This window comes from Paenarthrobacter sp. JL.01a (genome assembly GCF_025452095.1).
In the GTDB taxonomy this organism is placed as follows: Bacteria; Actinomycetota; Actinomycetes; order Actinomycetales; family Micrococcaceae; genus Arthrobacter.
This window is the reverse complement of sequence record NZ_CP104877.1, coordinates 1,232,153-1,257,927: the sequence shown is the minus strand read 5'-3', so window position 1 is coordinate 1,257,927 and position 25,775 is coordinate 1,232,153. Positions and strand designations below refer to the sequence as shown.

The following is a 25,775-nucleotide window of genomic DNA, read 5'->3' as shown; positions in this document are numbered from 1 at the left end:
CCAAAACAATGAACGCGCTCAAGAAGCTATTTGGTGGCAATACCCGCCAGTTCGGCATGATCTTCGCCCTGGTGGCACTTATCGTCTTCTTCCAGATCTTCACGGACGGCCGCACGTTGACCCCCGGCAACGTGATCAACCTCTTCAACGGCAACTCCTACATCCTCATCCTGGCCATCGGCATGGTCCTGGTGATCATCGCCGGCCACATCGACCTGTCCGTGGGTTCCGTCGCAGCATTCGTGGGCGTTTTCGTGGCCCTTGCAATGCGGGACTGGGGACTCCCCTGGTGGGCCGGCGTGATTTTCGGCCTGCTCTTGGGTGCTGTGATCGGCGCCTGGCAAGGGTTCTGGGTGGCCTACGTGGGCATCCCCGCGTTCATCGTGACACTGGCGGGCATGCTCCTGTTCCGCGGTTTCAACCAGTTCGTCGGCAAGTCCAACACCATCCCCGTTTCCAAGGACTTCCAGTTCCTCGGCTCCGGTTACCTGCCTGAAATCGGACCAAACACCGGATTCAACAACCTCACGTTGCTCCTTGGCATCGTTGCCGCCGCGTTCGTCATCATCATGTCCCTCCGTGCCCGCGCTGCCAACAAAGCCCTCGGCGCCGACGTTCCCGAACTCTGGGTCGAGGTCACCAAGCTGGTCCTGATCTGCGGCGCCATCCTTTACGCCACGTACCTGTTTGCCACCGGCCGCCCCGGTACCTCCTTCCCCATTCCGGGCCTGATCCTGGCTGTCCTGGTTCTCATCTACGGTTTCATCGCAGACAAGACCGTCCTGGGCCGCCACGTTTACGCCGTGGGTGGCAACCGCCACGCGGCCGAGCTGTCCGGTGTCCAGTCCAAGAAGGTCAACTTCATGGTCATGATGAACATGTCCGTCCTGGCGGGCCTGGCCGGCATGATCTTCGTTGGCCGTTCCACGGCGTCGGGCCCGTTCGACGGCGTCGGCTGGGAACTGGACGCCATCGCAGCCGTCTTCATCGGTGGCGCAGCCGTCACCGGTGGTGTTGGTACCGTGATCGGCTCGATCGTCGGTGGCCTGGTCATGGCCGTCCTCAACAACGGACTCCAGCTGCTGGGCGTTGGCGCCGACCTTACCCAGATCATCAAGGGCCTGGTGCTGCTGGCAGCCGTCGCCTTCGATGTCTACAACAAGTCCCAGGGCAAGCGTTCCATCACCGGTCTGTTGCTGAAGAACTTCCAGCGCAACAACAACGAGCTCAAGCCGGACGAAGTCACCTCCACCAAAGAGGTCATTTCCAAGGAAGCCTGAGCTTTCCGCCACAAACTTCTCCACGCAGAAGACTCGCTCCACCCCACCCACACAGAAAGTGAACCAAGATATGCGAATGTTTGGTAAAGCAGGAAAGGCAGCAGCAGTCGCTGCCATCGCGGCACTGGCGCTGACGGCCTGCGGCCGCACGGACAGCGGCTCAAGCAGCAGCAGCACAGGAGGCGGGGAAGCGTTCCCCAAGGACTCGCTGATCGGCGTCGCCCTTCCGCAGAAGACCAGTGAAAACTGGGTCCTGGCGGAGAAGTTGTTCAACGATGGCCTCACCGGAGCCGGCTTCAAGGCCGACGTCCAGTTCGCCAACGGCGGCGTGTCCGAGCAGCAGAACCAGATCAGCGCGATGGTCACCAAGGGTGCCAAGGTCATCATTGTGGGAGCCATCGACGGCGCCCAGCTGGGTACGCAGCTCCAGCAGGCCAAGGACTCGGGCGCGACAGTCATCGCCTACGACCGTCTTCTCCTGAACACGGACAACGTGGACTACTACGTGGCCTACGACAACTTCAAGGTTGGTGTCCTCCAGGGCCAGGCCCTGCTGGACGGAATGAAGGCCAAGAAGGCGTCCGGCCCGTACAACGTCGAGCTCTTTGCCGGCTCCCCTGACGATGCCAATGCCAAGGTCTTCTTCAACGGCGCCATGAGCGTCCTGAAGCCGAAGATCGACGACGGTACCCTCAAGGTTGTCTCCGGCCAGACCTCGTTCGAGCAGGCTGTAACGCAGGGCTGGAAGCCTGAAAACGCCCAGAAGCGTATGGACTCACTGCTTTCGGGCAGCTACGGCACCGCGGCCCTGGACGGCGTCCTGTCCCCGAACGACACCCTGGCTCGTGCAATCCTGACCTCCGTCCGGAGTGCAGGCAAGCCGCTCCCCGTCGTCACCGGCCAGGACTCCGAGGTTGAGTCCGTCAAGTCGATCATGGCTGGCGAGCAGTACTCCACCATCAACAAGGACACCCGCAAGCTCGTTGAGCACGCCATCACCATGGTGAAGGACCTCCAGGCAGGCAAGCAGCTGGAGATCAACGACAAGGACTCCTACAACAACGGCGTGAAGACCGTTCCGGCCTTCCTCCTCCCGCCGCAGATCGTGACCAAGGAGAACGTCAAGACGGCATACGTCGACGATCCGGTACTTGGCCCGATCACCAAGTAACACCTCTCTACGGGAAGCCCCGGTCCGCCAACAGGCGGGCCGGGGCTTTTGCTGTCTTCGGGCAACCTTTCACAGCCCACGCATAGCTTCGGCTGGTGTGCCGCACAGCAGCGCTGAGCAATGTTGGAGCTGCAGCCCGCGACCAGTGGGCCCACAAACCTGCAGGTCAAAAGGAGAAACGTGAGCGTCCTTGCCCGAAGCGTAGGCAATGCCTTCCGCAACAAAATCAGAACAGCGGCGGTGGTTGCCGTCCTCGCTGTAGCGATCGGCCTCGCCTTGGCCATGCTCGTGGCCAACCAGGCCGTGGGTGCAAAGGTGCAGGAGCTCAACGCTTCGGTTGGCACCACCTTGACCGTGAACCCCGCTGGCGGGCAGGGCTTCGAAGGCGGCGGCGAACCGCTCACGACGGCGCAAGCCCAGACGGCTGCGTCCGTCGCCAATGTCACTTCGGTAGTTGGAACGAAGGCGCTGCGCCTGCAAACCACCACCACCGGCTCAACGGGCACCTCCAGCCAGCAAGCCGGACAGGGGGGCGGCTTCGGTCCCGGCGGCCAGCAGGCATCGGTCAGCACCAGCCTCACAGCTGCCATCGACGCCGGTACCTTGGGCAACCGGAACAACGCCAGCGGATCCACAGGAAACACCGGAAACACAGCACAGCCCGCGCGTGCCCTTCCCATCACGGCCACCGGCATCGGAGCGGAGGTGGACAGTACCGGCAAGGCCTTGAACATCACCAGCGGCAGTGGGCTGGGCGACTACACCGCGGCCTCCGACAAGGCCCTGGTGGGTACGTCTTTGGCCGAAAAGAACGGCCTGAGCGCAGGGTCCACTTTCACGATCAAGGATAAGAGTTACACGGTCGCGGGCATCTTCGACGCCGGAACCGCGTTCGGCAACAACGCCGTCTACGTGACACTCCCCGAAGCCCAGACGCTGGCCGCCACGCCGGATGAACTCTCCACGATGATCGTCACGGTCAACAGCATGGAGAACGTGGACAGCACCAAGACCGCGGTCCAGAATGCCCTCGGCGCGGACAAGGCAGATGTCACGCAAGGACAGCGGAACCTGGAAACCGCCGTGAGCTCCCTGGACAGTGTCAAGAACATCTCACTGGTCGCTTTCATCGCGGCCCTCGCTACGGCCGGAATCATCATCCTGCTGATCATGGTCATGCTGGTCCGCGAGCGTCGTCGTGAAATCGGCGTACTCAAAGCCATCGGCGCCCCCAACCGCACCATCGGCCTGCAGTTTGTGCTCGAATCCCTGGTTCTCGTTGCCATGGGCAGCGTGGTGGGCGCGGTCATCGCGTCCTTCGCCAGCGGCGGCATCGCTTCGGCGTTGATCAGTTCGAATACCAGCACGACGGCGGCACCCACCCAGCGGGCGGGCGGCCTCGCCGGTGCCGTGCCCAATGGCGCGGTCCCAGGGGGCGGCGGTTTCGGTGGACGGGGCGGCGCGTTCGGCGGCGCTTCCCAACTGCTCACCTCCGTTACCGCCAGTGTCTCCCCCGGCGTCCTTGCGGCGGGCATCGCAGCCGTGTTCGCCGTCGCCATTATCGGTGCCTTGGTTCCGGCACTGCTGACCGCCCGTATCCGCCCCATCGAAGTACTCCGAGGAGAATAGCCGTGATTGAAGTCAAGGACCTGGTCCGTCAGTTCAAGTCCGGTGACCGGACCATCAAGCCGGTCAACGGTGTGAGCGTCGAACTGGAAAGAGGCTCGCTGGCATCGATCGTGGGCAAGAGCGGCAGCGGCAAGAGCACACTGTTGTCCCTCCTGGGTGCGCTGGACAAGCCCACCTCAGGGGACGTCGTCGTCAATGGCGTCAGCCTTGCAGGGCTGCCCGACAGCAAACTGACGGAGTACCGGCGTCGGGACATCGGGTTCGTGTTCCAACAGTTCAACTTGATCCCCAACCTCAGTGCCCTGGACAACGTGATGCTTCCCATGGAGTTCGCCGGGATCCGCAAGGCGTCCAGGCTGAAGCGCGCCAAGGAGTTGCTGGAACAGGTGCAGCTGGATCCGGAGAAACACTCGCGCCGGACCAACCGGCTCTCCGGCGGAGAGCAGCAGCGTGTGGCGATCGCGCGGGCGCTGGCGAACGAACCCAAACTGATCCTGGCGGACGAGCCGACCGGCAACCTTGATGAGCAGACCGGTGAGCACATCATCGAACTTCTAAGCTCGCTGAGCCGTGACCATAACACCACCATCCTGGTGGTCACGCACGATCGCAGCCTCGCGCAGAAAACGGAACGCTGCTTCCGCCTTCAACAGGGCAGGCTGACCGAGGAGGTCAGAAGCGGATCGCGTCGATGACCTTGACGCGCACCGCCACGAGCGCGGGAATGGCTCCGGCGAGTGCGCCCACAAGGACCGCCGCTCCAAAGCCCAATAGCGCGGCATCGATGGGGAACGGCGGGTACTCCGTCAGGCCTGGGGCCACCTTCGATTGAATCCATGGGTTCTTCACCACGGCGATCGCCGCCATGACGCCCACGAGCCCTGCTACCGCGGTGGCCACCACGGACTCCATCATGACCCCCACGAAGATTCGGCCCGAAGTGGCGCCAAAGCTGCGGCGGATGCCGATCTCGCGAACCCGGTAACGCACTGTGACCATGGAGATGTTGAGCATTCCCACGGCTCCCAAAAGAAGCACCAGCCCGGCTACGCCGCCGACGATCCACTGTGCAGGCCCCAGCGGATCACCATAGGCCGCGTAGTCAACGCGTTGGGCCTGGGCGTAATATCCCGGGAATTGGCCCTGCAGGTCTGCAGTGATCGCGGACTGCAGGGCGCCTGCCTGTTCCTCCCCCACCCAGAGTTTGAACTCGGACATGTCCGGTTTCATCCCGGTCATGACTGCGCCCTCTGTGAGGATGAAGGCCGCGGGTGGGGTGTCAGGCCAGGTGTCAGGTACGACGCCGATGATCACCGCCGTCGCCGGAAGATCACCGGGGATGCGAACTGTGGGATTGGTAGCGAGGTTTGGCCTGCCGGCCCGGTTGTAAAAGGCTTCCGAGACCACGATGGCGGGAGCCAGCCTTTGGTCGTCGTCGGCGTCGAACCATTTACCTTGGGTGAGCGGCACGCGGTGGATGATGCCGTAGCCCGAGTCAACGATGGTCATGTTCACGGCTGTCACGCCGCGGGGAAACTGGAAGCCCGCCTGGGTGCGGCCCACGTGGGTGGAGGTGGTGATTCCGTAGCGCTGCTGGATTCCTTCGTAGACCTTGTCCAGTTCCTGCGCATCAGGAGAGGACGGACCGTTGACGCTCAATGTCAAGGTTGCCACCCGGCCGCCGTCGCGCTCGGATTGCACCTTCATGCCTTCGCGGGCGAGGTTGCCGATGCCGACCACCGACGTCAGCGCCGCCACGGACAGGGCCACCCCCAGCAGCGCCAAGAGGATGCGGACTTTGTTGATGCGAAGTTCCTGCCACGCTTCCACCAGCGTTGATATGAAGCCTGTCATGCGTGGGCTCCTGATTCTGCGAGTGGTCCTGCGAGTGGTCCTGCGAGCGCTTCTGCGAGCGCCAGCGGAGTCAGCACGCCGGAGTCGAGCCGGTAGCAGGCACGGGCAAGTGCGGCGACGTTGGTGTCGTGGGTGATGGTCACCAAGGCGGCAGCCGTTTCCGTGGCGACAGTGTCCAGCAATGCCATGACCGCCTGGCCGGTCTCCACGTCCAGCGCACCGGTTGGCTCATCGGCCAGGATGAGCCTCGGCCGGCGAACCAGCGCACGGGCGATGGCAACGCGCTGCTGTTCACCGCCTGAGAGCATGTTGGGCATCGTGTTCGCCCGGGCCGACAACCCGACCCGGTCCAGCATGTCCATAGCGAGTTCGCGGCGGCGCCGGAACTCCCTGCCCTGGGCATAGAAGAGCGGAGTAATGACGTTGTCCACGGCGCTGCGACCCGGCAGCAGGTTGAACTGTTGGAAGACAAAACCCACCGTGGAGCCCCGCAGCCGGGCCCGGGCGTTGCTGCTGAGCCGTTGCGATGGGTGGCCCATGAAGTCGAGCTCGCCGGAAGTCGGGACATCCAACAGGCCGAGGAGGTTGAGCAGCGTTGATTTGCCGCAGCCGGAGCGACCCACGATCGCCGTATGGTCCCCGCTGAACACCTCGAGGTCGATGCCGCGAAGAATGTGCAACTGTTGATCATCCGGCAGCATGACGGACCGGGTGACCGATCGAAGGCTGACCAGGGTTTCCTTGGTAGCAGTAGCGTCCATGCTTAGCCCGCCGGAATGTAGGTGCCTTGTCCGGGCCCCATCATGGGCTCCGGGGCAGCGGGGGCGCCGGGAACGAACTCGAGGACTTGTTCGCCCTCGGTAAGCCCCGACGTCACTTCAACCACGTTGCCATCGTTCAAACCCAGCTGCACGGTGCGCTGCTCCGGAGCACCGGCGCCTGCCTTACTGGCAACCCACACAATGCCGTCCTTGACGCTGCCCTTGACGGAGGTGAGGGGAACCGTCACCACATCAGGCGCGACACCGGCGCTCACCGTCATGGTGGCACCCAGGCCGGCGAAGACCTGCTGGTTGGCCGGAACTGCACAGCTGATGGTCCCCGTCGGGTTGCCGCCGCCGTCCGGCTGGGTCGCCGAACCTCCACCGGGTCCGGCAATCGCCCCTCCGACTGCCATACCGGCACCCCCGCCCGTGGAGGCCAAACCGCCCGAGGAGGCTCCGCCGTCGTTGGACGCATTGTTCTTGAGCGTCACTTGGGCACACTGGAACGGAGCCGGTCCGCCCACCAGGGCGATCTCGGCGGGACCGGGCTTGCCCAGGAGGCGATACTGTTGGGCGGCGGAAACCGGGCCGGCCACTGTGTACGTACCGGGATCGATTCTTCCTACGGATTCCCCCACGCTGACCTGCTGGTCCACGAGCGTGGTGAGCTGCTGCAGTGTGCCGGCACGTGGGGCGAGGATGTTGAAGTAGTCGTACACGGGTTTGGCGGCAGTTGCGGGACCGTCCTGGGAAGGCGGCTGGGCGGCGGCGACGGCGCGCTCCGCCTTGACCTGGAATAGCGCGTCTCCCTTGGCGACGGTGGCGCCTTGGTCAACGAAAACCTGCACCACTTTCCCCGCCGATGTGCTGCGGACGGCTTCGGCCGGGTCACTTTGGACGGTGCCCTTGATCTGGACGGTGTTGGTGACGGTGGTCTTGGTCGCCGGAACCGTGGGAATATCCACCTGGGCCAGCGGTGCGGGCTCCGAAGCCGCCGATTTCAAACCATCCACAAAGGCGATCTTGACCAAAGCCACGGCGATTATCGCGAAAACCAACAACCAGGCAACCGGCAAAATCACACGCCGAAAAATACCCATCCCTGCTCCATTTCGGTAACTCCCCACAGAACCTCTGCGAGGGATGATTGCCCCCAGCCTAAACGAGGTTGGTATCGGCGCCGGGCATTCGCGGGACGGACAGAGTACTTACTGTGTCGGGTGTTTGAACTACCCACGAGAAAATGGCAGACTGAACATGTACACGCCCCAGTGACTATTCGGCAGCAATGCCGGACTCCTGGGGCAATTTTTGTTTAAGGCATCGAGGGACTGTGGACGTTGGCGCGATCAGCACTCTGGAGCACCTCGTCAGTGCCCCGCGCTTCGAGACGTACCTGGGTCACTATCGTGGCAACCACCACCTGGCATCCCGCTTGTATGCATGGAACATCGAGATTTCCGCAGCCTTTTGGGGACCTCTCAGCATATTGGAAGTAGCGCTAAGGAACGCCATGCACGACGCTCTGGCGAAGGGTCGTGTGGAAGCGTGGTGGGAACTCCCGAGTACCCGCCTATTGGATAGCCATAGGGCGATCCTCGAGGACACCATCGGAAAGCTCGGCCGTAAGATCACGTCGCCGACACCCGGCCAAATAGTCGCTGCCCTCCCTTTTGGGTTCTGGACGCGGCTCCTGGACAAAGGCATTCCGCGAGACCCGCTACTGAGCTACGAAACGGCTTTTTGGCAGCCGCGACTAATAAAAGCCTTTCCTGAAGGCGTCAATCTTAAACGAAAAGTTCTCTTTGCGGACCTCACGCAGATTCGGGAGATGCGCAATCGGATCGCTCATCACGAGCCAATCTTCAAAATGCCCTTGGAATCAATCCGCACAGATATCTATCGCATCGCCGGCTATGTCCACGCAGACGCAGCGGCAATCCTGGACGGATGCAGCCGTGTCACCGCCGTGCTGGACCGTAAACAAGACGCGATCGTGCACGGGCGCAACAGCTTCTGAGAGGATGAGACTCATGACACTTCCAATCGCCGTGCCGTGGCTTTCCTCCCAAACCAACCAGGATCCCCGCGCAGCTACGGGCCGGCGCTTGAAGTGGGGCGTCGTGTCCACAGGCAACATCGCCAACAGCGTTTCCAAGGACCTGTCCCTGCTGGAAGATGCCGAACTCTACGCCGTCAGCTCCCGGACCCAGGCTGCCGCGGACGCCTTCGCCCATGCGCTCGGCTTCACGAAAGCCTACGGGGACGACGCCGGTGTTCCCGGCTACCAGCGTCTGTTCGACGATCCCGCCGTAGACGTGGTCTACGTGGCGACACCCCACGCCCAGCACTTTCAGATAGCGTCGGCGGCATTGCGCGCCGGGAAGCACGTCCTGTGCGAGAAGGCACTGACCATCAACGCCCGTGAAGCCAGTGAGCTGGCGGAGATCGCGCGTGAGCAGAATGTGTTCTTCATGGAAGCCGTGTGGAGTCGGTTCCTGCCCAGCATGCAACGGGCTTTTGAGATCGCCGCCTCCGGGGAGCTCGGAGAAATCCAGTGGGTCAGCGCGGATCTCGGCTTCCCGGCACCGTACGATCCCGCGGCGCGCATCTGGGCCCTGAACGACGGTGGAGGAGCACTCTTGGACATCACCGTGTATCCCCTGCTGTGGGCTTTGGGGACGCTCGGTTTTCCGCAGTCGGTCACAGCAATAGGTTCGTTGAACGAGGACGGCGTGGACACCCAGAACGCCCTGACCCTCGGCTACGACACGGGAGCGCAGGCGCAGCTGACGTCGTCCCTGATGGCGCACGGGCCGAGGACCGCCACAGTTGCCGGCGGACTTGGCTTCCTGCAGACAGTGGGATCGGTGAACAACCCGCGCGAACTGCTCATCCGCGTTGGTTGGGACGAGCCACGGACCGAGCGCTTCGACGTCGTCGGCACCGGCTACAGCTACGAACTGCGGGAGGTGACCCGTTGTATCCAACAAAGCCTCACCGAGAGTCCCGTGATGCCGCTGGAAGACTCGGTAAACGTCATGCGCCTCTTCGACGGCGTTCGCTCACAGTTGGGTATCCGGTACCCCAACGACGCCCGCTGATTTAACCCGGGTGGGCTAACCTCACCGGCGGATCGGCTGTCTGGCCAGTTTGCGGTCGAGCGAAAATGCGCCGGACCCGAGGAAGACAAACGCCACGGACACGGCGAAGTAGATGATGAGGAGCTCCGCCGTCACGCCCGCCTTGTCCGTGAGCAGTGGCTTGCCCGCTTCGGTCACGAACCAGATTCCAGCGAACATGATCGCGGCAAGGAACCCGGCAACACGAGTCAGCGCGCCGAGGACCAGGAGCAATCCAAGGCCCACTTCCCCGGCAATGACCAGCCAAGCCACGATCTCCGGCTTCTGCACGCCCATGGCAGCAACGGAGGCTGCGAATGCGGCGTGGCCTGCCATGAGCTTCTGGAATCCGTGGACCATGAGGAGGGCGCCGAACACCACCCGCAGGATCGTGATGCCGCGGGCAGAGGACGAGGGCGATGGGTGAAGGAATTTCACGGGTTCCAATCTTCCATGTCCGGCGTCCGCAGCCAAACGGGCGGCCCCACTCCTGCGTGCCTACCCAACTGAGTCGCAGATCAGGCCGTTTTCAGCGCTGGGAACGGCCTGATCTGCGACCTAGTTGGGTGAGTGGAGCAGCGCGGCGCAGCAGGCACCTTCAAACAAGACGACTTCCGCCAGGTCTGGACCTCGACCCCCATCCCGAACGACCCCATCACCGTCCGGGGCAATGCTGCTCCGGAGTTCAAAAAGGCCATCAAAGAGGCGTTCCTTTCGCTCTCGCCGGAGGATGTCGCCAAAGTAGGCGAGTTCCTGGATGTCACTCCTCCGGGCCCGCTTCTGGAGGTCACCAAGGACAACTACCAGCCGCTGTTCGATCTCGCTGAGACGATGCACCTGACTGAGAAGGACCTGTAATGCTTCTCTCCGTCCACGGCCTGCGGAAATCCTTCGCCGGCCGGACGGTCCTGGATGGCGTGGACTTCTCGGTGTCCGCCGGCGAACTCGTCGCGTTCCTCGGTGCCAACGGCTCCGGCAAGTCCACCACCCTGCGCTGCGTCATGGGCATCACCTCCCCGGATGCCGGGACCATCGGCATCGATGGTGCGGCACTGGAATCCCTGCAAGGCCGTGAGCTGCAGCAGGCCCGGCAACGGATGGCCATGATCTTCCAGAAGATTCATCTCGTCCCCCGGCGCACCGCCCTGGACAACCTTTGCGCCGGCGCGCTGGCGCGCATCCCCACTTCGCGTTCGCTGACACCCTTCCTGTTCCCGGCAGACGTCCAGCAGGAAGCCTTGGATTGCCTGGAACGTGTCGGCCTCGCGGACCGCGCTTTCGACCGCGTCGGGCGCCTCTCCGGCGGACAGCATCAGCGCGTTGCCGTAGCCCGGGCACTCTGCCAGCGGGCCGACGTCGTACTCGCGGACGAACCGGTCTCCGCACTGGATCCGCACGCGGCTGAACAGGTCATGGGCCTGCTGCGCGAACTCGCCCACTCGGAGAACCTGGCCGTGGCGGCGGTCTTGCACCAACCCGACCTTGCCCTGCGTTACGCGGACCGGTCCATTGGGCTGCTTCACGGATCCATGAGCTTTGACCTTCCCTCCACAGAGGTCACCGCCGAGCACCTGACCTCGTTGTACGCCCCTGACAGGAACATTGCAGCATGACACCCCGGGCATTGACCCCCGCCGTTGAGCGGAGGGACTCCACCGGCAAAACCCGAGTGGCACTGATCCGCCCGAAGAAGCCGCTGCGATGGATCACGACGGCGGCAGTGGCGGCCGCCGTCGTCGGACTTCACGCTGTGGCCATCCAGGGAACGGGCTTCAAACCTGAGCTCCTGGTGGACGGTTGGAAGGGCATGGCGGCGTTCATCGGTGACGCCTTTCCGCCGGACCTGAGCTGGGATCGGACGCTGAAACCGGGGCTTGAAGCGACGCTGGTGACTTTGTGGATTGGCCTGCTCGGTACCACGCTGTCTGTGCCGTCCGCGTTGCTGCTGGCCGCGTTGGCCGCCCGGAACACCAGCCCGCATCCGCTTGTGTACCAAGCCGCGCGGTCGGTGCTGTCCTTTTTCAGGGCCGTGCCGGACATCGTGTTCGCGCTGATCTTCGTCACTGCCGTGGGGCTTGGCCCGTTCGCCGGTGTCCTCGCCCTGATCTGCCACAACACCGGTGTCATGGGGAAGTTGTGGGCTGAGTCCATGGAGGAGATCGACGCCGGGCCGCAGGAGGCGCTCCGGACTGCGGGCGCCAACCGGATCCAGCAGGTATTCAACGCCACGCTGCCGATGGTGATCCCCCAATTCGTGGGTCTGCTGCTGTACAGGTTCGACGTCAACGTGCGCTCGTCATTGGTGCTGGGCTTGGTGGGCGCCGGCGGCATCGGGCTCCTGATCAACCAGTCCATCAAGTCGTTCCGCTTCGATTCCATGCTGACGCACATCCTGATCGTGCTGGTGCTGATTGTCGTGGTGGACCAGTTCTCCGCATGGGTGCGCCGGCGCCTGGCCGCCTGACCACCTGTTGACCCAACTAGGGGACAGATAACGTCGCTCTGAGCCCCCATTGGAGCAGGTGCTGTCCCGTAGTTGGGTGAGTGGGGGCAGAATAAGAGGTGGCTCTGGTCGGAGCTGCGGACTTTGTGGATGGAGCGGGCATGCGGGTGGACGTTGTTGTTGTGGGTGGCGGAGCGATGGGGTCAGCGGCGGCATGGCAGTTGTCCCGCGCCGGCAAATCCGTAGTCCTGCTGGAACAGTTCGAAGCAGGCCACCACATCGGCGCTTCCCACGGCGCCACCCGTAACTTCAACACCGCCTACGCCGAAGCCGACTATCTGGACCTCCTGGCCGAGTCCAAGATCCTCTGGGACGAACTCGCGGCCGAATACGGCGCACCCCTGCTGGACCTGGTGGGGCTCGCGAACCATGGCAACGTCCCCAAGCTGGAACTGGTCCGGGACGCCCACCAGGAACGGGGCATCGAGAGCTACTTCCTCTCCGCTTCCGAGGCCGCCGACCGCTGGCAGGGAATGAACTTCGCCACGGATGTCCTCTTCGTGCCGGGCTCAGGCAGGATCCGTTCGGCTGATGCGTTGGTGGCGCTCCGCAAATCAGCTGAGTCCCGCGGCGCTGTCTTCAAGTACTCGACGCCGGTCCGGGACATCCGCGTCGACGGCCCCGACTCAGTGGTGGTGGTGACCGAAGAGACCGAATACACGGCACACCGCGTGGTGGTCACCGCTGGGGCCTGGACCCCGAAGGTCCTCGATGGTCTGGCCAAGCTCCCCGCCCTCGTGGTCACTCAAGAGCAGCCCGCCCACTTCACGCCCACAGACAACACACTGGTCTGGCCCAGCTTCAACCACAATCCCGACCCCGACCCGAACAACGAACTTTACGAATACTGGTTCAGCCCCGTCTACGGAATGCTCACTCCCGGCGAGGGCGTCAAGGCCGGCTGGCATGGAGTCGGACCTGTCATGGACCCAGACGAGCGCACGTTTGAGCCCATCCCCCAGCAGCTCGAAGCCTTGGTGCGGTACGCAGAGGAGTGGCTGCCCGGCGTCGACCCTTCCACTGCGGTTCCCATCAGCTGCACCTACACCACTACACCCAACGAGGACTTCGTACTGGACCGTTTCGGTCCTTTGGTGGTGGGCGCGGGTTTCTCGGGACACGGGTTCAAGTTCACCCCGGCCATCGGACGGGTACTGAAGGACATCGTCGACGGCGGGGTGGCACCAGAGCGGTTCCGCGCCGACCGCTAGCGAGTTTTTGTACAGCTAACGCCCTTAAGAAGGGCTTTTAACGGCGTTAGCTGTACAAAAACTCCAAAGGGGGGACGGAAAAGACCCCGCAAGCGTGATACTTGCGGGGTCTTTTCGCGGTGACTACTTCAGGGTGGAGAGCACCTTGTTGAAGGTAGCCGACGGGCGCATGATCTCAGCGGCCTTGGCCGCGTCCGGACGGTAGTAACCGCCAAGGTCGACGCCGGAGCCCTGGACGGCGGCAAGCTCGCCGACGATTGCCTCTTCGTTGGAGGTCAAGGCTTCCGCGATCGGTGCGAAGGCTTCTGCCAACTCCGCGTCGGAGGACTGCTTGGCCAGCTCCTGGGCCCAGTACGTGGCCAGGTAGAAGTGGCTGCCGCGGTTGTCCAGCTCGCCGACGCTGCGGCGCGGGGACTTGTTTTCCAGCAGGAACGTACCGGTGGCGCGGTCCAGCGTGTCGGCAAGAACCTGTGCACGTGCGTTGCCCGTGCTGGTTGCCAGGTGCTCGAAGCTCACGGCCAGTGCCAGGAACTCGCCCAGGCTGTCCCAGCGGAGGTGGTTTTCCTTGACCAGCTGCTGGACGTGCTTGGGAGCAGATCCGCCGGCACCGGTCTCGAACAGGCCGCCACCGTTGATCAGCGGAACGATGGAGAGCATCTTGGCGCTGGTGCCGAGCTCGAGGATCGGGAACAGGTCCGTGAGGTAGTCGCGCAGGACGTTACCGGTGACGGAGATGGTGTCCTGGCCCTTGCGGATACGCTCCAGGGTGTAGGCCGTAGCCTCGACCGGGGAGAGGATCTTGATCTCGAGGCCCTCGGTCTCGTGGTCCTTGAGGTACTCGTTGACCTTGGCGATGAGGTTGGCATCGTGTGCGCGGCCCTCGTCCAGCCAGAAGACAGCCGGGGTCTGGGAAGCGCGGGCACGGGTAACAGCCAGCTTGACCCAGTCGCGGACCGGGATGTCCTTGGTCTGGCAGGCGCGCCAGATGTCACCGGGGAAGACCTGGTGTTCGGTGAGGACGTTGCCCTTGCTGTCCACGAGCTGGACGGTGCCGGCTGCCTGGATCTCGAAGGTCTTGTCGTGGCTGCCGTATTCTTCGGCTGCCTGTGCCATGAGGCCCACGTTGGGGACGGTGCCCATGGTGGTGGGATCGAACGCACCGTTTGCACGGCAGTCATCCAGCACAACCTGGTACACGCCTGCGTAGGAGCTGTCCGGGATGACTGCCAGGGTGTCGGCTTCCTTGCCGTCCGGACCCCACATGTGGCCGGAGGAGCGGATCATTGCCGGCATGGAGGCGTCAACGATGATGTCCGAGGGAACGTGCAGGCTGGTGATGCCCTTGTCGGAATCAACCATGGCCAGCGCCGGACCGTCTTCGAGGCCCTTGGTGATGGCTGCCTTGACGCCTTCGCGGACGTCCTCGGGCAGGTCTTCCAGGCCGCTGAGGATGGCTGCGAGGCCATTGTTCGGGCTGATCCCTGCGGCTGCGAGCTGCCTGCCGTAGGTGTCGAACAGCTCGGAGAAGTAGGCCTTGACCACGTGGCCGAAGATGATGGGGTCCGAGACCTTCATCATGGTGGCTTTCAGGTGCGCGGAGAAGAGGATGCCTTCTTCCTTGGCGCGGGCAACCTGGGCCTTGAGGAATTCATCCAGGGCGTCGGCGCGCAGGACGGTGGCGTCAACAACTTCGCCGGCCAGGACAGGGAAGTCCTTCTTGAGGACCTTGGTGGTGCCGTCTTCGCGGACCAGCTGGATGCTCAGGGCGTCGTCGGCTTCGATGACAACGGACTTCTCGTTGGAGCGGAAGTCGTTCTGGCCCATGGTGGCAACGTTGGTCTTGGAGTCAGCGGACCAGGCACCCATGGAGTGCGGGTTCTGGCGGGCGTAGTTCTTGACCGACAGCGGAGCGCGGCGGTCGGAGTTGCCTTCGCGCAGCACCGGGTTCACAGCGGAGCCCTTGATCTTGTCGTAGCGCGAGCGGATGTCCGTCTCGGTGTCCGAGGAGGGGTTGTCCGGGTAGTCCGGGAGGGCGTAGCCCTGGGCCTGGAGCTCGGCGATGGCGGCCTTGAGCTGCGGAACTGAGGCGCTGATGTTGGGCAGCTTGATGATGTTGGCTTCCGGCCGCTTTGCCAGTTCGCCAAGCTCGGCAAGGGCGTTGCCCGTGCGCTGCTCTTCGGTCAGGAAGTCGCCGAAGACCGCGATGATGCGGCCAGCCAATGAAATATCACGGGTCTCAACCTCTACCCCTGCGGTGGAGGCGTACGCTTCCACGATCGGCAGGAATGAGTAGGTTGCCAGCATCGGCGCTTCGTCTGTGTGGGTATAGATAATCTTGGCCATTGGCGGGGTTCTCCCTGAAAGTCTGCATATTTCAACACTCCTAACTTACCCGAGTAGACCGTTTTGGCGGCTCTTCGTGTCCGGGATCACGTGTTCGTTACCCGGTTCCGGTGGTTGACGCCCGACGGCGGCCCGCCCACCGCCGCCGACTGCCGGCGTCGCGCGCTTCTCCTGTCAGCATGACAAGCAAGTGACAGCAAATTATCACAAAGCCTGAAACATCTCTTTACAAACTTGTCACACGACCGGTAGCTTCGATTCCGTCAGTCGGCGGTCGCCATCACTGGCCGCCTCGCTCCCTCGATAGGTAGGAACAACGTGACAAAAACCAAGACCCTGGCCACAAGCCTGCTGAGTCTGTCCGCTGCCGCAATCCTGGCGCTGGTTGGAACCACCAGCGCCAACGCAGCACCGTCGAAAGACGCGGACACGTCCGGCGCGGCGGTCAGCAGCCATGCAGTGTCCGACGCCGGCGCTGCAGATTACTGGACGCCGGAACGGATGAAGAATGCCAAGTCCGGCGACATCCTCGGCGCCAAAGCCCTGGAACGCGGCCGGCTCCTGAACCCCGGCAAAGCCCCGGTCACCGAAGCCCCGGGCGCCATCAGCAGCATCGCCGGGCAACCCGCGGCCACAGACTCCACCACCATCGACCGCAAGGTCAACCAGAGCGAAACCCCGGTCAAGCACATCGGCAAGATCTTCTTCACCCTGGGCGGCTCCAACTACGTCTGCTCCGGCAACTCCGTGACAGCGGCCAACAAGAGCACAGTGTCCACCGCCGGCCACTGCGTCAATGAAGGTCCGGGGGCCTACGCAACCAACTTCGTCTTCGTGCCCGCCTACCTCAACGGCGCTGCACCCTACGGGAAGTGGACGGCAAAGGCGCTGTACTCCCCCAGCCAGTGGGCCTCCAACGGCAACATGCAGTACGACACCGCCTTCGCCGTCATGAACACCCTCAACGGCCAGAAGCTCGCCGACGTCGTGGGCTCCTCCGGCGTCCAGTTCAACGCCGCCCGCGGCCTGAGCTACAAGTCCTTCGGCTACCCGGCAGCCTCACCCTTCAACGGCGAATCGCTGAAGAGCTGCTCCGGCACCGCCACCAACGATCCTTACAACCCGCAGTTCAACTCCCAGGGCATCCCCTGCAACATGACCGGTGGTTCCTCGGGCGGTCCGTGGTTCATCGGCAACAGCTCCACCGGCTACCAGAATTCGGTCAACTCCTACGGCTACGGCAGCAACTCCACCACCATGTACGGGCCCTACTGGGGCACCGTGATCCAGTCCACCTACAACACCGCGGCGGCTTCGTAACTTATTTGGCAAGTCCCTGTTAAGTACGACGGCGGCCGTCCCCTTTTGGGGCGGCCGCCGTTGCGTTGGGCTGCTTCAAAGTGCGCGCTCCATCAGAGCGCCCGGTTCCTAGTGGAAGAAGTGGCGTGCACCCGTGAAGTACATCGTGATGCCTGCAGCGTTTGCCGCGGCGATGACTTCCTCGTCGCGGACCGAACCACCGGGCTGGACCACGGCGCGGACACCGGCGTCGATCAGGATCTGCAGGCCGTCAGCGAACGGGAAGAACGCATCCGAGGCTGCCACGGCACCGCGTGCACGCTCAGGTGCGTTGGCACCGCTGGCGTTGGAGGCACCGCCAGCGCCGTCGACGTCGGACTCCACCTGGACGCCCAGCGTATTGGCGCGCTCGACCGCCAGCTTGCAGGAGTCGAGGCGGTTGACCTGGCCCATGCCGATGCCCACTGCTGCGCCGTTGTCGGCCAGGAGGATCGCGTTGGACTTCGCTGCGCGGCAGGCGGTCCAGGCGAAGGCGAGGTCTGCGAGGGTCTTCTCGTCAGCAGCTTCGCCGGCGGCGAGCGTCCAGTTGGCGGGGTTGTCGCCGTCGGCGTCCACCTTGTCGCTCATCTGGACCAGGACGCCACCGGAAACCTGGCGCATCTCGGACGGGTAGCGGCCGTAGCCCTCGGGCAGGGCGAGGAGGCGGATGTTCTTCTTCTTGGAGAGGATCTCAACGGCTTCCGGCTCGAAGTCCGGGGCGATGACAACCTCGGTGAAGATGTCGGCAACGGTCCGGGCCATGCCTGCGGTGACGGTGCGGTTGGCTGCGATGACGCCACCGAACGCAGAGACGGGGTCGCAGGCGTGTGCCTTGGCGTGGGCGTCGGCGATCGGATCGGCAGCGTCGGCCGAACCGACAGCAACACCGCACGGGTTGGCGTGCTTGATGATGGCGACGGCGGGCTCAGTGAAGTCGAAGGCCGCGCGGAGGGCGGCATCGGCGTCGACGAAGTTGTTGTAGCTCATGGCCTTGCCGTGGAGCTGGTCGGCCTGGGCGATGCCGGCCGGAGCTGCCTTGTCCACGTAGAGCGCGGCCTGCTGGTGCGGGTTTTCGCCGTAGCGGAGGACCTCGGAGCGCTCCAGGGCCAGGCCGGCGTAGGCGGGCCAGTCGATGACGCCGTCGCCGTCTTCGTCCAGGAACTGGCTGGCGGTCCAGCTTGCCACGGCGTTGTCGTAGCTGGCGGTGTGGGCGAAGGCCTTCGCAGCCAGGCGACGACGGGTGTTCAGGTCAAAGCCGCCGTGGGCCGCGGCGTCAACAACAGCGCCGTAGAAGTTCGGGTCCGTGACAATGGCGACGGCGGCGTGGTTCTTCGCGGCGGAGCGCACCATGGCGGGGCCTCCGATATCGATCTGCTCGACGACGTCGTCCTGCGCAGCGCCGGACTTCACGGTCTCCACGAAGGGGTAGAGGTTGACCACCACGAGGTCGAACGTTTCGATCTCCATGCCGGCCAGAGTTTCCATGTGGGCCGGGACGCGACGGTCGGCGAGGATGCCGCCGTGCACGCGCGGGTGCAGGGTCTTGACGCGGCCATCGAGCATTTCCGGGGAGCCGGTGACTTCTTCGACTTCCTTGACCGGGATGCCTGCGGCGGCGATCTTCTTGGCGGTGGAGCCGGTGGAAACGATGGCGACGCCGGCTGCGTGCAGGCCCTTCGCGAGCTCCTCCAGTCCCGTCTTGTCGTAAACCGAGATCAGTGCACGGCGGATGGGAACACGGTCAAGCTGCGTCAAGCTCACAAAAGTCTCCGTCTTAGTTCGCGTAGATGTCGCGGGTGGTGTCGCGTTTGATGGGGATACGGAGAGTTTATCGTGTTTCGGTGTGCGGCTGGTTTTGCGTCTTTGCACCCTCCGTTGCGAGGCCCGCTTTGCGTTTCATTCCTTGCGCTTGCCACGCAAACCAGGCCCCACAAATCCACCCCCACCCTTGCGAGGCCCGCTCTGCTCAAGCAACCCGACTTACGAAGGCAGGCGCCGCCACCCGCGGGACAGCAAAGCGTCCTGGATCTTCTTTTCGGCATGGCCCCAGCCGCCCTTCATCTGGACGTCTGAGAATCGGAGCACGGTCCAGCCCAACGCCCGCAGCCGGTCGTCACGCTCAATGTCCTTGCCCCATTGGACCGGGTCTGATCGGTGGTGATCGCCTTCGTATTCGAGGGCGATCTTGTACTCCTTGTATTGCAGGTCAGGAGTCGAAATGTAGTTTCCTTGATCATCGAAGACGGGCCGCGTTACGGCAGGCTCCGGGAAACCGGCGTCGAGAATCTTTAGGCGCAAGCGTGACTCCCGGGGCGAGTCGACACCGGCTCGAAGCAGAGGAAGGATAGCCCGCGCCATCCGTATGCCTTTGACCTTTGGACGGCGATCAATGACTTCTTGAATGGCTTCAATCGAGGTGAGCGGTTCCTTACGCTTAAGCAGTGCATCCCCGGCCGCTACGAGAGATGACCTCCCAAGATGTCGCGCCAGGTCCACCCAAGTCCATTCGGGCGAGGTGAGTTGGACTCCATTGACCAACCGGACATCCCTGGCCAGGAGCGGCGCCCGATGTCCGACGACGCCGCGGCGCTTCACCCGACCGATCTCGTGCCTGCGAGTGACGTGGATCGGCCCTGTTACCCCCTCGTCTTCCAGGTACATCGGTAGCGGGATTGACCACAACAGAGCTGCCGTGATGTGGCTGACTGCGCATCTCGGAGTGACAGCCGTGTGCAGCCGAGCCACCATGGCAAGATCGCGCTCGTCTGCCTTGGCCAGTCGAAGGCCACGACTGGGGGTTACGAGCCCGCTGGCTTGGAGCCGCCACCGAGGCACACCAGCGGCATAGGCCTCAGCGACCAGGAAGCCACGGGGGTCAACGTTTACCGGCAAAGGGTTGGGTTTCCGCATTGAACAATGCTCGCCGGAAACGATGGTCCGCATTCAGTTATCCACAGAAATCGCGCCCATGAGGGGGTGAGACTTCTCCTCCACAGACGTTGCGAGGCCCGCTTTGCGCGGCAAACCCACGCCTAAGCACGCAGAGCAGGCCCCACAACGAGAGAGCCGCGCGTTGTGAGGCCCGCTCTGCGCGGCAAGCCCACGCCTAACCACGCAGGGCAGGCCGCGCAACATAGGGTTGCTTCATGGAATCCCCCAAAGAGGTCGTTCTTGTCGCCGATGTAGGGAAGAGCCGCTGTCGCGTGGAACTGCGCCGCGGCGACGAACTCCTGGGCGCCGCCGACCAGCACGGCTTCCCCGGCGTCCACGTCGAGAACGGGCCCACCCAAGCGTTCGATCTCCTCCTTGAGACGGTCAGCCTGCTCCCGCCCGGGCTCCCGGTCAGCACCCTCACGGGAATCGGTGCGGCCGTGGCAGGCGTGGAAGCATCAGCCGAAAAGTCCCGCGAGCTTGCCACGATGCTTTCGAAGAGGTTCGGTGTCCCGGCGGCTGTCCTCTCCGATGCCACGGCCGCGCAGCTCGGTGCTCTCCAAGGCGCGCCCGGAACTACGTTGATAGTGGGAACAGGCGCCGTCGCGTTCCGTTTTGACCAGGCCGGCATGCTGCACCGCGCCGATGGTTGGGGACCGTACCTTGGCGATCAAGGCAGCGGCCGGTGGATCGGCCAACGCGGTTTGCAGGCCGTCCTCGAAGCGCACGACGGCGGCCCCTCCACATCGTTGTCGGCTGCGGCCGGGGCTCTGGTGGAGTCGCCGGAGCAGCTGCCGGGATGGCTGGCGGAACAGGAAAACCCGTACAGGGCGATGGCCCGGTTCGCGCCCTTGGTTCTGCAGGCAGCGGAGGCCGGTGACGCCGTCGCACATGGGATCATCGGCGAGGCCTGCCGCATCCTGACCCGCACGGTCCAGCTTGCCTGCGGCGAGGACCCTTCCCCGCGGGTTGCGCTGCTGGGCGGGGTTGTCAGTTCAGAGTTCTTCGCCGGGCTCTTGCGGAAGTCCCTGGCTTCGGCTGGGATTGAGGTGGTGGCCCCGCTCGGCGACGGCTTGGATGGCGCTGCCCTCGCTGCGACGCGCCGCGGGCTCATCCAGGAAAGGTACATCCACCGTGACGGAACAAACTGGCCCGACTGACGCAGACAAACTCGCGGACCTCCGTACGGAACTCGCCGGACTCCAGACCGAAGCCGCGGCCGAGAACCTCAAGGACCTGGACATCCTGGGCACCGAGGAACTTGTCTCCGCCATGCTTGCCCACAGTGCAGGAGTACACGCGGCCGTTGAAGCGGCCAGCGACGCCATCGTGAAAACGGTCGACGCCGTTGCGGAGCGGCTCCAGCGCGGGGGCCGCCTTTTGTACGTGGGAGCCGGGACGGCCGGACGTCTGGGTGTGCTCGACGCGAGCGAGTGCCCGCCGACCTTCGGCACCCCGCCGGGACTCGTCGTCGGACTTATCGCGGGCGGCACGCAGGCGATCCAGAAGCCCGTTGAATATGCCGAGGACAACGCAACCGCCGGTGCGCGGGACCTGCACGATATCAACGTGACGGAAGCGGACGCCGTCGTGGGTATTACCGCCTCCGGAAGGACGCCATATGTGATCGGCGCGCTGGAGGAAGCACGGAAGAAGGGCGCGTTTACGGCGTCGCTGGCGTGCAACAGGGGCTCGGCCGTGAGCCATCTGGCGGATGTGGCGATCGAGGTGGTGGTGGGCCCGGAGTTCATCGCAGGCTCAACCAGGCTGAATTCGGGGACTGCGCAGAAACTTGTCCTCAACATGATCAGCACGCTGGTGATGGTGAAATTGGGCAAGACCTACGGCAACCTCATGGTTGATCTGCGGGCTACCAACGAGAAACTGTTGGCCCGCTCCCAGCGCACCGTGCAGCATGCGACTGGTGTCTCCGCCGAGGAAGCCGCTGCGGCGCTGGACTCGGTGGGCGGATCGGTGAAGGCAGCTATTTTGGTGGTTCTCACGGGTATCGACGCCGCCCAGGCCAAGGGTGCACTCGAAGAAGCCGGCGGTTTCCTGCGGCGGGCCATCGAGAACCAGAAGTAACGTTGCCCCGCAGCGCATAAAGTTGCATGCAGGAGGCCCAATGAATACATACACTGCCGTGCCCAGCGGCGAACAAGTAGTGCAGGAACTGCCATGGCGTTGGAAGGTCCAAGGGAGGATTTTCCTGATCGGCGGACTCGGGTTCATGTTCGATGCCTGGGATGTCACGTTGAACGGCATCCTCATCCCGCTGTTGTCCAAACATTGGTCGCTGCAGCCCGCTGACGCAGCGTGGATCGGCACGTCAAACCTGATCGGCATGGCCGTGGGCGCGTTCGCGTGGGGCACCATCGCGGACACCATCGGGCGTAAGAAGGCCTTCACCGCCACCCTCCTGATCTTCAGCATCTTCACTGTCCTGGGTGCGTTCGCCCCGGACATCGTGTGGTTCTGCCTCTTCCGTTTCATGGCCGGCTTCGGTTTGGGCGGCTGCATTCCCGTGGACTATGCCTTGGTGGGTGAGTTCACGCCCCGGAAGCAACGTGGCAAGGTGCTGACGGCCATGGACGGTTGGTGGCCCGTCGGTGCAGCTTTGTGCGGCTTTGTTTCGGCTGGGCTCGTGGCGTTGTACGGGGATTGGCGGCTCACCATGCTGGTCATGGTGATCCCGGCGCTCCTCGTTTTCTGGGTTCGGCGTTCAGTGCCCGAGTCCCCCTTGTTCCTGATACGGGCGGGTCGCCGGGCCGAGGCTGCCGCCGTGATTGACGGACTGGTTGAAGCAACCGGGGCCTCTCCGCGCGCCTACAGCCTCCCCGATCCGCAAGCTGCTCCGCGCTTGTCCCCTGGCAGCGCCTGGGCCCAGCTCCGCAACATCTGGACGTTCAACTGGAAGATCACCACAGCCGCCTGGGCCCTCTTCTTCTCCGTGCTCCTGGTCTACTACCTGTCCCTCACCTGGATGCCGCGCATTCTTATCGGCGCAGGGTTCGAGGAGTACAAGGCGTTCGTCACGACGGCGGGCATGGCCGCCGTCGGCCTTTTGGGCGTGGTGGTCGCAGCGGTCCTGGTGGAGCGCGTGGGACGCAAGTGGATCCTGGCCATTACCGGTCCGTTGTCCGCGGCGACGCTGGTGATCGTGGCCCTGGTGGTTGATGTGCCTTCCGCGGCCGTGTTTTGGCTGCTGACGTTCGGCTTCGTGGTGCAGGTGGCCATCCCCGTCCTGTATGCCTACGTGTCCGAGCTATACCCGACCGAGCTCCGTGGCTCTGGCTTCGGTTGGGCGTCGACGTTCTCCCGCATTGGCGCAGGCTTTGGACCGCTGGTGTTTGCCTCGTTCTTCTGGCCGGAGTTCGGGCTGGCGACGTCCTTTGCCCTGGCGGGCGGGCTGGTGCTGCTTTCCGTGCTCTGGATGGCCTTCTTCGCCCCGGAGACCAAGCAGCGCGAACTCTCGTAGCCCAACTAGGGGATAGCAAACGTTCTACTGACTGCTCAGAGGAACGTTTGCTGTCCCCTACTTGGGTGACCAGCCGCGCTGCTCAAGCGCCCGGCTGACCTTGCGTACGGCAGTGACTGCGTCCGTGGACATGTGGCGCTTTGCGATGCGGACAAGGATCCACCCTGCACGGGCGAAGTCTTCCTCTTTCTGGATGTCCCGGACGATTTGCCCGGGCTCGGAGTGACCCTCACCTTCGTAGTCGACTGCGACTCGCCACTGGCGGTAACCCAGGTCAGGTTGACGTACGACGCCGGGACTCAGTTCGGTGCGCACGTTGACTTCCGGCGTGGGCAGCCCAGCCCGGGCCAGTGCCAGCCTAAGTCGCGTTTCCGGGGCCGAGTCGGCACCAACGCGGGCTTGCTCCAAAGCCAATCGGGCTTTGCGGATTCCGGGTGTTCCCCAATGGCGGTCAAGCATCTCCTCAAGCTCGGCAAGCGTGCAATACGGCTCTGTACGGTTCTCAAACTCAGGCCTGGGGATTCGAAGCAAGTGATCCGCCACGACGGTGATCTCATCGATGTCCATCTTCCGCGAGCAATCCAGCCAGGTTCGCGCGCGGCTGGTGATGTACAGGCCGTTCAGCATGGTGATCTCGTCCTCGAAGAACTGTCCCTTGTGTGCGATGACGCCCCTCCTACGCGGTCTTCCCATTGTGTCGGGCCGCGAAATGTGGATGCCCGGTAGGTTGCTCCCGGGCAGGAAACCAGGGAACTCCCAAAGCAGGAAAGCCGTTGCATGCGACGCGGCGGAAAACGGTGTCACCAGTGTCAGCGGCCGGGCACGTTCAGCAAGATCCAGCTCCGTGCCTGTTCGAGGCATGCGGATCTGCCGGCTCGGTGAGGCAAGGTCCCGGTAACGGAGCCGCCCAATCGATACACCGGCGTCGAGCGCTTCCTGTCTGGTGAACGGTTTGGAGGCCAGGGTGGTCGGCAGCGGCCGTGGGATCTTCATGGACCCATGCTGGCAAAATCAGCGGGCGCCCGTTCAGTTATCCACAGGCCAGCAGCACGAACGTAAAACTAGGGGACAGATCCGGGCCCAATGAAGCGTCAGTGGAACGTTTGCTGTCCCCTAGTTGGGTGCGGGGGCGGCGGCGAGGTCGGCCAGGGTCTGGACCAGCAGGCGGCGCTCCACTACCTTGATGCGCTCGTGCAAGCTCTCCTCGGTGTCCTCCGGAAGCACAGTGACAGCTTCCTGGGCAATGATGGGTCCCGTGTCCACGCCCGCGTCGGCCCAGTGGACCGTGCAGCCGGTGACCTTCACGCCGTAGGCCATGGCGTCGCGGACACCGTGCGCACCGGGGAACGAGGGAAGCAGCGCCGGGTGCGTGTTGACGTACTTGCCGCCGAAGGCATCGATGAAGTCGGCGCTCACGATCCTCATGAACCCGGAGGAAACCACAACATCGGGCTCGTAGGAGAGCACCTTGTCGCGCAGGGCGGCATCCCACTCAGCGCGGGTCTCGAAGGAGTTGAAGTTGACCACGAACGTCTCGATACCGGCTTCGTCGGAGCGCTCCACACCATAGGTGTCGGGTCGGTCGGCGCCCACAGCGGCGATCTCGACATCCAGCTCACCCGACTTCACGGCGTCGATGACTGCCTGAAGATTGGAACCGGTACCGGAGACGAGGACAACGATGCGCATTGCACTAGCTTATGGGCGGCTCGCGTAGGCTGGAAAACATGAATCCCGACGTCGGTTCCGCGCCGAGCCAACAGCCCCGCTCCGAGGCTGAAAAGTCCGCCCTCGGTGTGACCCAGATCCTGTTCCGCGCCTTCCTTTTCTCGGCTGTGGGAGCGTTCTTCGTGTTCTCGCTGAACGTGAACTACGTATGGTTGAGCGGCATCCTGACGCTGGCGGCTTTGGTGCTGGGCATCGTGGTACTGGTACGGACCATCAAGTACAAGCACCCCCGGCTGATTCTCTTCGGCACCATCTCGGGGCTGGTGGTGACTGCCATCATGTGCCTGCTGGTTCTGACGTCAGCGCTCTTTTTCCGGCAGGTGAGCACCTACCAGGATTGCGCCCGCGCAGCTTTGACCGAGTCGGCAAAGACGCAGTGCCTCATGCAGCTCGAGAAGTCCATGCCGGGCTCGCTCAGGTAGC

At 63.8% G+C, this 25,775-nt stretch carries 24 protein-coding genes; 15 read left to right on the top strand and 9 right to left on the bottom strand.

Going from position 1 to position 25,775, the window contains the following annotated elements; genetic code table 11:
* Window positions 1-8: 8 nt before the first annotated feature.
* From mmsB to N5P29_RS06135, 4 genes are all read left to right on the top strand, one after another.
* Window positions 9-1,280 carry a multiple monosaccharide ABC transporter permease gene (gene mmsB, locus N5P29_RS06150; protein ID WP_262277754.1) on the top strand — a complete coding sequence of 424 codons (1,272 nt, stop codon included), beginning with the start codon at window positions 9-11 and terminating at the stop codon, window positions 1,278-1,280.
* A 70-nt stretch (window positions 1,281-1,350) separates the two neighbouring features.
* The gene (locus N5P29_RS06145; RefSeq protein WP_262277753.1) at window positions 1,351-2,451 is read left to right on the top strand and encodes a substrate-binding domain-containing protein; all 1,101 of its coding nucleotides are present in this window, start codon (window positions 1,351-1,353) and stop codon (window positions 2,449-2,451) included.
* 180 nt (window positions 2,452-2,631) lie between these two features.
* Window positions 2,632-4,080 carry an ABC transporter permease gene (locus N5P29_RS06140; RefSeq protein WP_262277752.1) on the top strand — a complete coding sequence of 483 codons (1,449 nt, stop codon included), beginning with the start codon at window positions 2,632-2,634 and terminating at the stop codon, window positions 4,078-4,080.
* Window positions 4,081-4,082: 2 nt separating this feature from the next.
* On the top strand, window positions 4,083-4,775 hold the full coding sequence (locus tag N5P29_RS06135) for an ABC transporter ATP-binding protein (protein WP_262277751.1): 693 nt from the start codon (window positions 4,083-4,085) through the stop codon (window positions 4,773-4,775).
* Here N5P29_RS06135 and N5P29_RS06130 read toward each other — a convergent pair.
* Genes N5P29_RS06130 through N5P29_RS06120 form a run of 3 tightly spaced genes read right to left on the bottom strand, consistent with a single transcriptional unit; the run spans window position 4,753 to window position 7,798 of the window.
* On the bottom strand, window positions 4,753-5,934 hold the full coding sequence (locus tag N5P29_RS06130; RefSeq protein ID WP_262277750.1) for an ABC transporter permease: 1,182 nt from the start codon (window positions 5,932-5,934) through the stop codon (window positions 4,753-4,755). The two genes, N5P29_RS06135 and N5P29_RS06130, sit on opposite strands and share 23 nt — an antisense overlap.
* On the bottom strand, window positions 5,931-6,695 hold the full coding sequence (locus tag N5P29_RS06125; protein WP_262277749.1) for an ABC transporter ATP-binding protein: 765 nt from the start codon (window positions 6,693-6,695) through the stop codon (window positions 5,931-5,933). Before N5P29_RS06125 ends, N5P29_RS06130 begins: the two co-directional genes overlap by 4 nt.
* 2 nt (window positions 6,696-6,697) lie before the next feature.
* Window positions 6,698-7,798 carry an efflux RND transporter periplasmic adaptor subunit gene (locus N5P29_RS06120; RefSeq protein WP_262277748.1) on the bottom strand — a complete coding sequence of 367 codons (1,101 nt, stop codon included), beginning with the start codon at window positions 7,796-7,798 and terminating at the stop codon, window positions 6,698-6,700.
* A gap of 413 nt (window positions 7,799-8,211) precedes the next feature.
* Between N5P29_RS06120 and N5P29_RS06115 the strand changes: the two genes are divergently transcribed.
* Complete coding sequence (locus N5P29_RS06115) at window positions 8,212-8,718, top strand: hypothetical protein (protein ID WP_262277747.1); 507 nt, start codon at window positions 8,212-8,214, stop codon at window positions 8,716-8,718.
* 13 nt (window positions 8,719-8,731) lie between these two features.
* Window positions 8,732-9,802: a Gfo/Idh/MocA family protein gene (locus tag N5P29_RS06110; protein WP_262277746.1), complete on the top strand. Its 1,071-nt coding sequence runs from the start codon at window positions 8,732-8,734 to the stop codon at window positions 9,800-9,802.
* Between the two features lie 21 nt (window positions 9,803-9,823).
* Here N5P29_RS06110 and N5P29_RS06105 read toward each other — a convergent pair whose 3' ends face one another.
* Window positions 9,824-10,258 carry a DoxX family protein gene (locus N5P29_RS06105; protein ID WP_262277745.1) on the bottom strand — a complete coding sequence of 145 codons (435 nt, stop codon included), beginning with the start codon at window positions 10,256-10,258 and terminating at the stop codon, window positions 9,824-9,826.
* Window positions 10,259-10,390: 132 nt separating this feature from the next.
* On the opposite strand from N5P29_RS06105, the gene N5P29_RS06100 reads away from it, so the two are divergent.
* The 4 genes from N5P29_RS06100 to N5P29_RS06085 all read left to right on the top strand — a co-directional run bounded on the left by N5P29_RS06100 (window position 10,391) and on the right by N5P29_RS06085 (window position 13,534).
* On the top strand, window positions 10,391-10,678 hold the full coding sequence (locus N5P29_RS06100; protein WP_262277744.1) for a PhnD/SsuA/transferrin family substrate-binding protein: 288 nt from the start codon (window positions 10,391-10,393) through the stop codon (window positions 10,676-10,678).
* Window positions 10,678-11,433 (top strand): phosphonate ABC transporter ATP-binding protein, encoded by a 756-nt coding sequence (locus tag N5P29_RS06095; RefSeq protein ID WP_262277743.1) that lies wholly within the window; start codon window positions 10,678-10,680, stop codon window positions 11,431-11,433. Before N5P29_RS06100 ends, N5P29_RS06095 begins: the two co-directional genes overlap by 1 nt.
* Window positions 11,430-12,284, top strand: a complete 855-nt coding sequence (phnE, locus tag N5P29_RS06090; RefSeq protein ID WP_262277742.1) for a phosphonate ABC transporter, permease protein PhnE — start codon at window positions 11,430-11,432, stop codon at window positions 12,282-12,284. The genes N5P29_RS06095 and phnE overlap by 4 nt, the downstream gene beginning before the upstream one ends.
* Window positions 12,285-12,424: 140 nt before the next feature.
* Window positions 12,425-13,534: an FAD-dependent oxidoreductase gene (locus N5P29_RS06085; RefSeq protein ID WP_262278515.1), complete on the top strand. Its 1,110-nt coding sequence runs from the start codon at window positions 12,425-12,427 to the stop codon at window positions 13,532-13,534.
* Between the two features lie 123 nt (window positions 13,535-13,657).
* Here N5P29_RS06085 and N5P29_RS06080 read toward each other — a convergent pair whose 3' ends face one another.
* Window positions 13,658-15,877, bottom strand: coding sequence for an NADP-dependent isocitrate dehydrogenase (locus tag N5P29_RS06080; protein ID WP_262277741.1), 2,220 nt, complete (start codon window positions 15,875-15,877; stop codon window positions 13,658-13,660).
* 318 nt (window positions 15,878-16,195) lie between these two features.
* Between N5P29_RS06080 and N5P29_RS06075 the strand changes: the two genes are divergently transcribed.
* Entirely contained in the window at window positions 16,196-17,197 is a 1,002-nt protein-coding gene (locus N5P29_RS06075; RefSeq protein ID WP_262277740.1) for a trypsin-like serine peptidase, read from the top strand.
* 108 nt (window positions 17,198-17,305) lie between these two features.
* Here the strand turns inward: N5P29_RS06075 and purH are convergent, their stop codons facing one another.
* Both purH and N5P29_RS06065 read right to left on the bottom strand, forming a co-directional pair.
* The gene (gene purH, locus N5P29_RS06070) at window positions 17,306-18,976 is read right to left on the bottom strand and encodes a bifunctional phosphoribosylaminoimidazolecarboxamide formyltransferase/IMP cyclohydrolase (protein ID WP_262277739.1); all 1,671 of its coding nucleotides are present in this window, start codon (window positions 18,974-18,976) and stop codon (window positions 17,306-17,308) included.
* Window positions 18,977-19,195: 219 nt separating this feature from the next.
* Window positions 19,196-20,125 (bottom strand): endonuclease domain-containing protein, encoded by a 930-nt coding sequence (locus N5P29_RS06065; RefSeq protein WP_262277738.1) that lies wholly within the window; start codon window positions 20,123-20,125, stop codon window positions 19,196-19,198.
* A 236-nt stretch (window positions 20,126-20,361) separates the two neighbouring features.
* Here N5P29_RS06065 and N5P29_RS06060 point away from each other — a divergent pair, with 236 nt between their 5' ends.
* Genes N5P29_RS06060 through N5P29_RS06050 form a run of 3 tightly spaced genes read left to right on the top strand, consistent with a single transcriptional unit; the run spans window position 20,362 to window position 23,624 of the window.
* The gene (locus N5P29_RS06060) at window positions 20,362-21,306 is read left to right on the top strand and encodes an N-acetylglucosamine kinase (RefSeq protein ID WP_262277737.1); all 945 of its coding nucleotides are present in this window, start codon (window positions 20,362-20,364) and stop codon (window positions 21,304-21,306) included.
* On the top strand, window positions 21,281-22,231 hold the full coding sequence (gene murQ, locus N5P29_RS06055) for an N-acetylmuramic acid 6-phosphate etherase (protein ID WP_262277736.1): 951 nt from the start codon (window positions 21,281-21,283) through the stop codon (window positions 22,229-22,231). Before N5P29_RS06060 ends, murQ begins: the two co-directional genes overlap by 26 nt.
* A gap of 40 nt (window positions 22,232-22,271) precedes the next feature.
* On the top strand, window positions 22,272-23,624 hold the full coding sequence (locus N5P29_RS06050) for an MFS transporter (protein WP_262277735.1): 1,353 nt from the start codon (window positions 22,272-22,274) through the stop codon (window positions 23,622-23,624).
* Between the two features lie 57 nt (window positions 23,625-23,681).
* Here the strand turns inward: N5P29_RS06050 and N5P29_RS06045 are convergent, their stop codons facing one another.
* A complete protein-coding gene (locus N5P29_RS06045) occupies window positions 23,682-24,617 on the bottom strand; it encodes a putative endonuclease domain-containing protein (RefSeq protein WP_262277734.1) in 936 nt (311 codons plus the stop codon).
* A 120-nt stretch (window positions 24,618-24,737) separates the two neighbouring features.
* Complete coding sequence (gene purN, locus N5P29_RS06040; RefSeq protein WP_262277733.1) at window positions 24,738-25,313, bottom strand: phosphoribosylglycinamide formyltransferase; 576 nt, start codon at window positions 25,311-25,313, stop codon at window positions 24,738-24,740.
* Between the two features lie 11 nt (window positions 25,314-25,324).
* Here purN and N5P29_RS06035 point away from each other — a divergent pair, with 11 nt between their 5' ends.
* Window positions 25,325-25,774: a hypothetical protein gene (locus N5P29_RS06035; protein ID WP_262277732.1), complete on the top strand. Its 450-nt coding sequence runs from the start codon at window positions 25,325-25,327 to the stop codon at window positions 25,772-25,774.
* The last annotated feature ends 1 nt before the right edge of the window (window position 25,775 follow it).

Excerpts from the sequence above, each read along its gene's own strand:
- mmsB (WP_262277754.1), top strand. The coding sequence starts at position 9 with ATGAACGCGCTCAAGAAGCTATTTGGTGGCAATACCCGCCAGTTCGGC.
- N5P29_RS06145 (WP_262277753.1), top strand. The coding sequence starts at position 1,351 with ATGCGAATGTTTGGTAAAGCAGGAAAGGCAGCAGCAGTCGCTGCCATC.
- N5P29_RS06130 (WP_262277750.1), bottom strand. The coding sequence starts at position 5,934 with ATGACAGGCTTCATATCAACGCTGGTGGAAGCGTGGCAGGAACTTCGC.
- N5P29_RS06125 (WP_262277749.1), bottom strand. The coding sequence starts at position 6,695 with ATGGACGCTACTGCTACCAAGGAAACCCTGGTCAGCCTTCGATCGGTC.
- N5P29_RS06120 (WP_262277748.1), bottom strand. The coding sequence starts at position 7,798 with ATGGGTATTTTTCGGCGTGTGATTTTGCCGGTTGCCTGGTTGTTGGTT.
- N5P29_RS06115 (WP_262277747.1), top strand. The coding sequence starts at position 8,212 with ATGCACGACGCTCTGGCGAAGGGTCGTGTGGAAGCGTGGTGGGAACTC.
- N5P29_RS06110 (WP_262277746.1), top strand. The coding sequence starts at position 8,732 with ATGACACTTCCAATCGCCGTGCCGTGGCTTTCCTCCCAAACCAACCAG.
- N5P29_RS06095 (WP_262277743.1), top strand. The coding sequence starts at position 10,678 with ATGCTTCTCTCCGTCCACGGCCTGCGGAAATCCTTCGCCGGCCGGACG.
- phnE (WP_262277742.1), top strand. The coding sequence starts at position 11,430 with ATGACACCCCGGGCATTGACCCCCGCCGTTGAGCGGAGGGACTCCACC.
- N5P29_RS06085 (WP_262278515.1), top strand. The coding sequence starts at position 12,425 with ATGCGGGTGGACGTTGTTGTTGTGGGTGGCGGAGCGATGGGGTCAGCG.
- N5P29_RS06080 (WP_262277741.1), bottom strand. The coding sequence starts at position 15,877 with ATGGCCAAGATTATCTATACCCACACAGACGAAGCGCCGATGCTGGCA.
- N5P29_RS06065 (WP_262277738.1), bottom strand. The coding sequence starts at position 20,125 with ATGCGGAAACCCAACCCTTTGCCGGTAAACGTTGACCCCCGTGGCTTC.
- N5P29_RS06060 (WP_262277737.1), top strand. The coding sequence starts at position 20,362 with ATGGAATCCCCCAAAGAGGTCGTTCTTGTCGCCGATGTAGGGAAGAGC.
- N5P29_RS06050 (WP_262277735.1), top strand. The coding sequence starts at position 22,272 with ATGAATACATACACTGCCGTGCCCAGCGGCGAACAAGTAGTGCAGGAA.
- N5P29_RS06045 (WP_262277734.1), bottom strand. The coding sequence starts at position 24,617 with ATGAAGATCCCACGGCCGCTGCCGACCACCCTGGCCTCCAAACCGTTC.
- purN (WP_262277733.1), bottom strand. The coding sequence starts at position 25,313 with ATGCGCATCGTTGTCCTCGTCTCCGGTACCGGTTCCAATCTTCAGGCA.
- N5P29_RS06035 (WP_262277732.1), top strand. The coding sequence starts at position 25,325 with ATGGGCGGCTCGCGTAGGCTGGAAAACATGAATCCCGACGTCGGTTCC.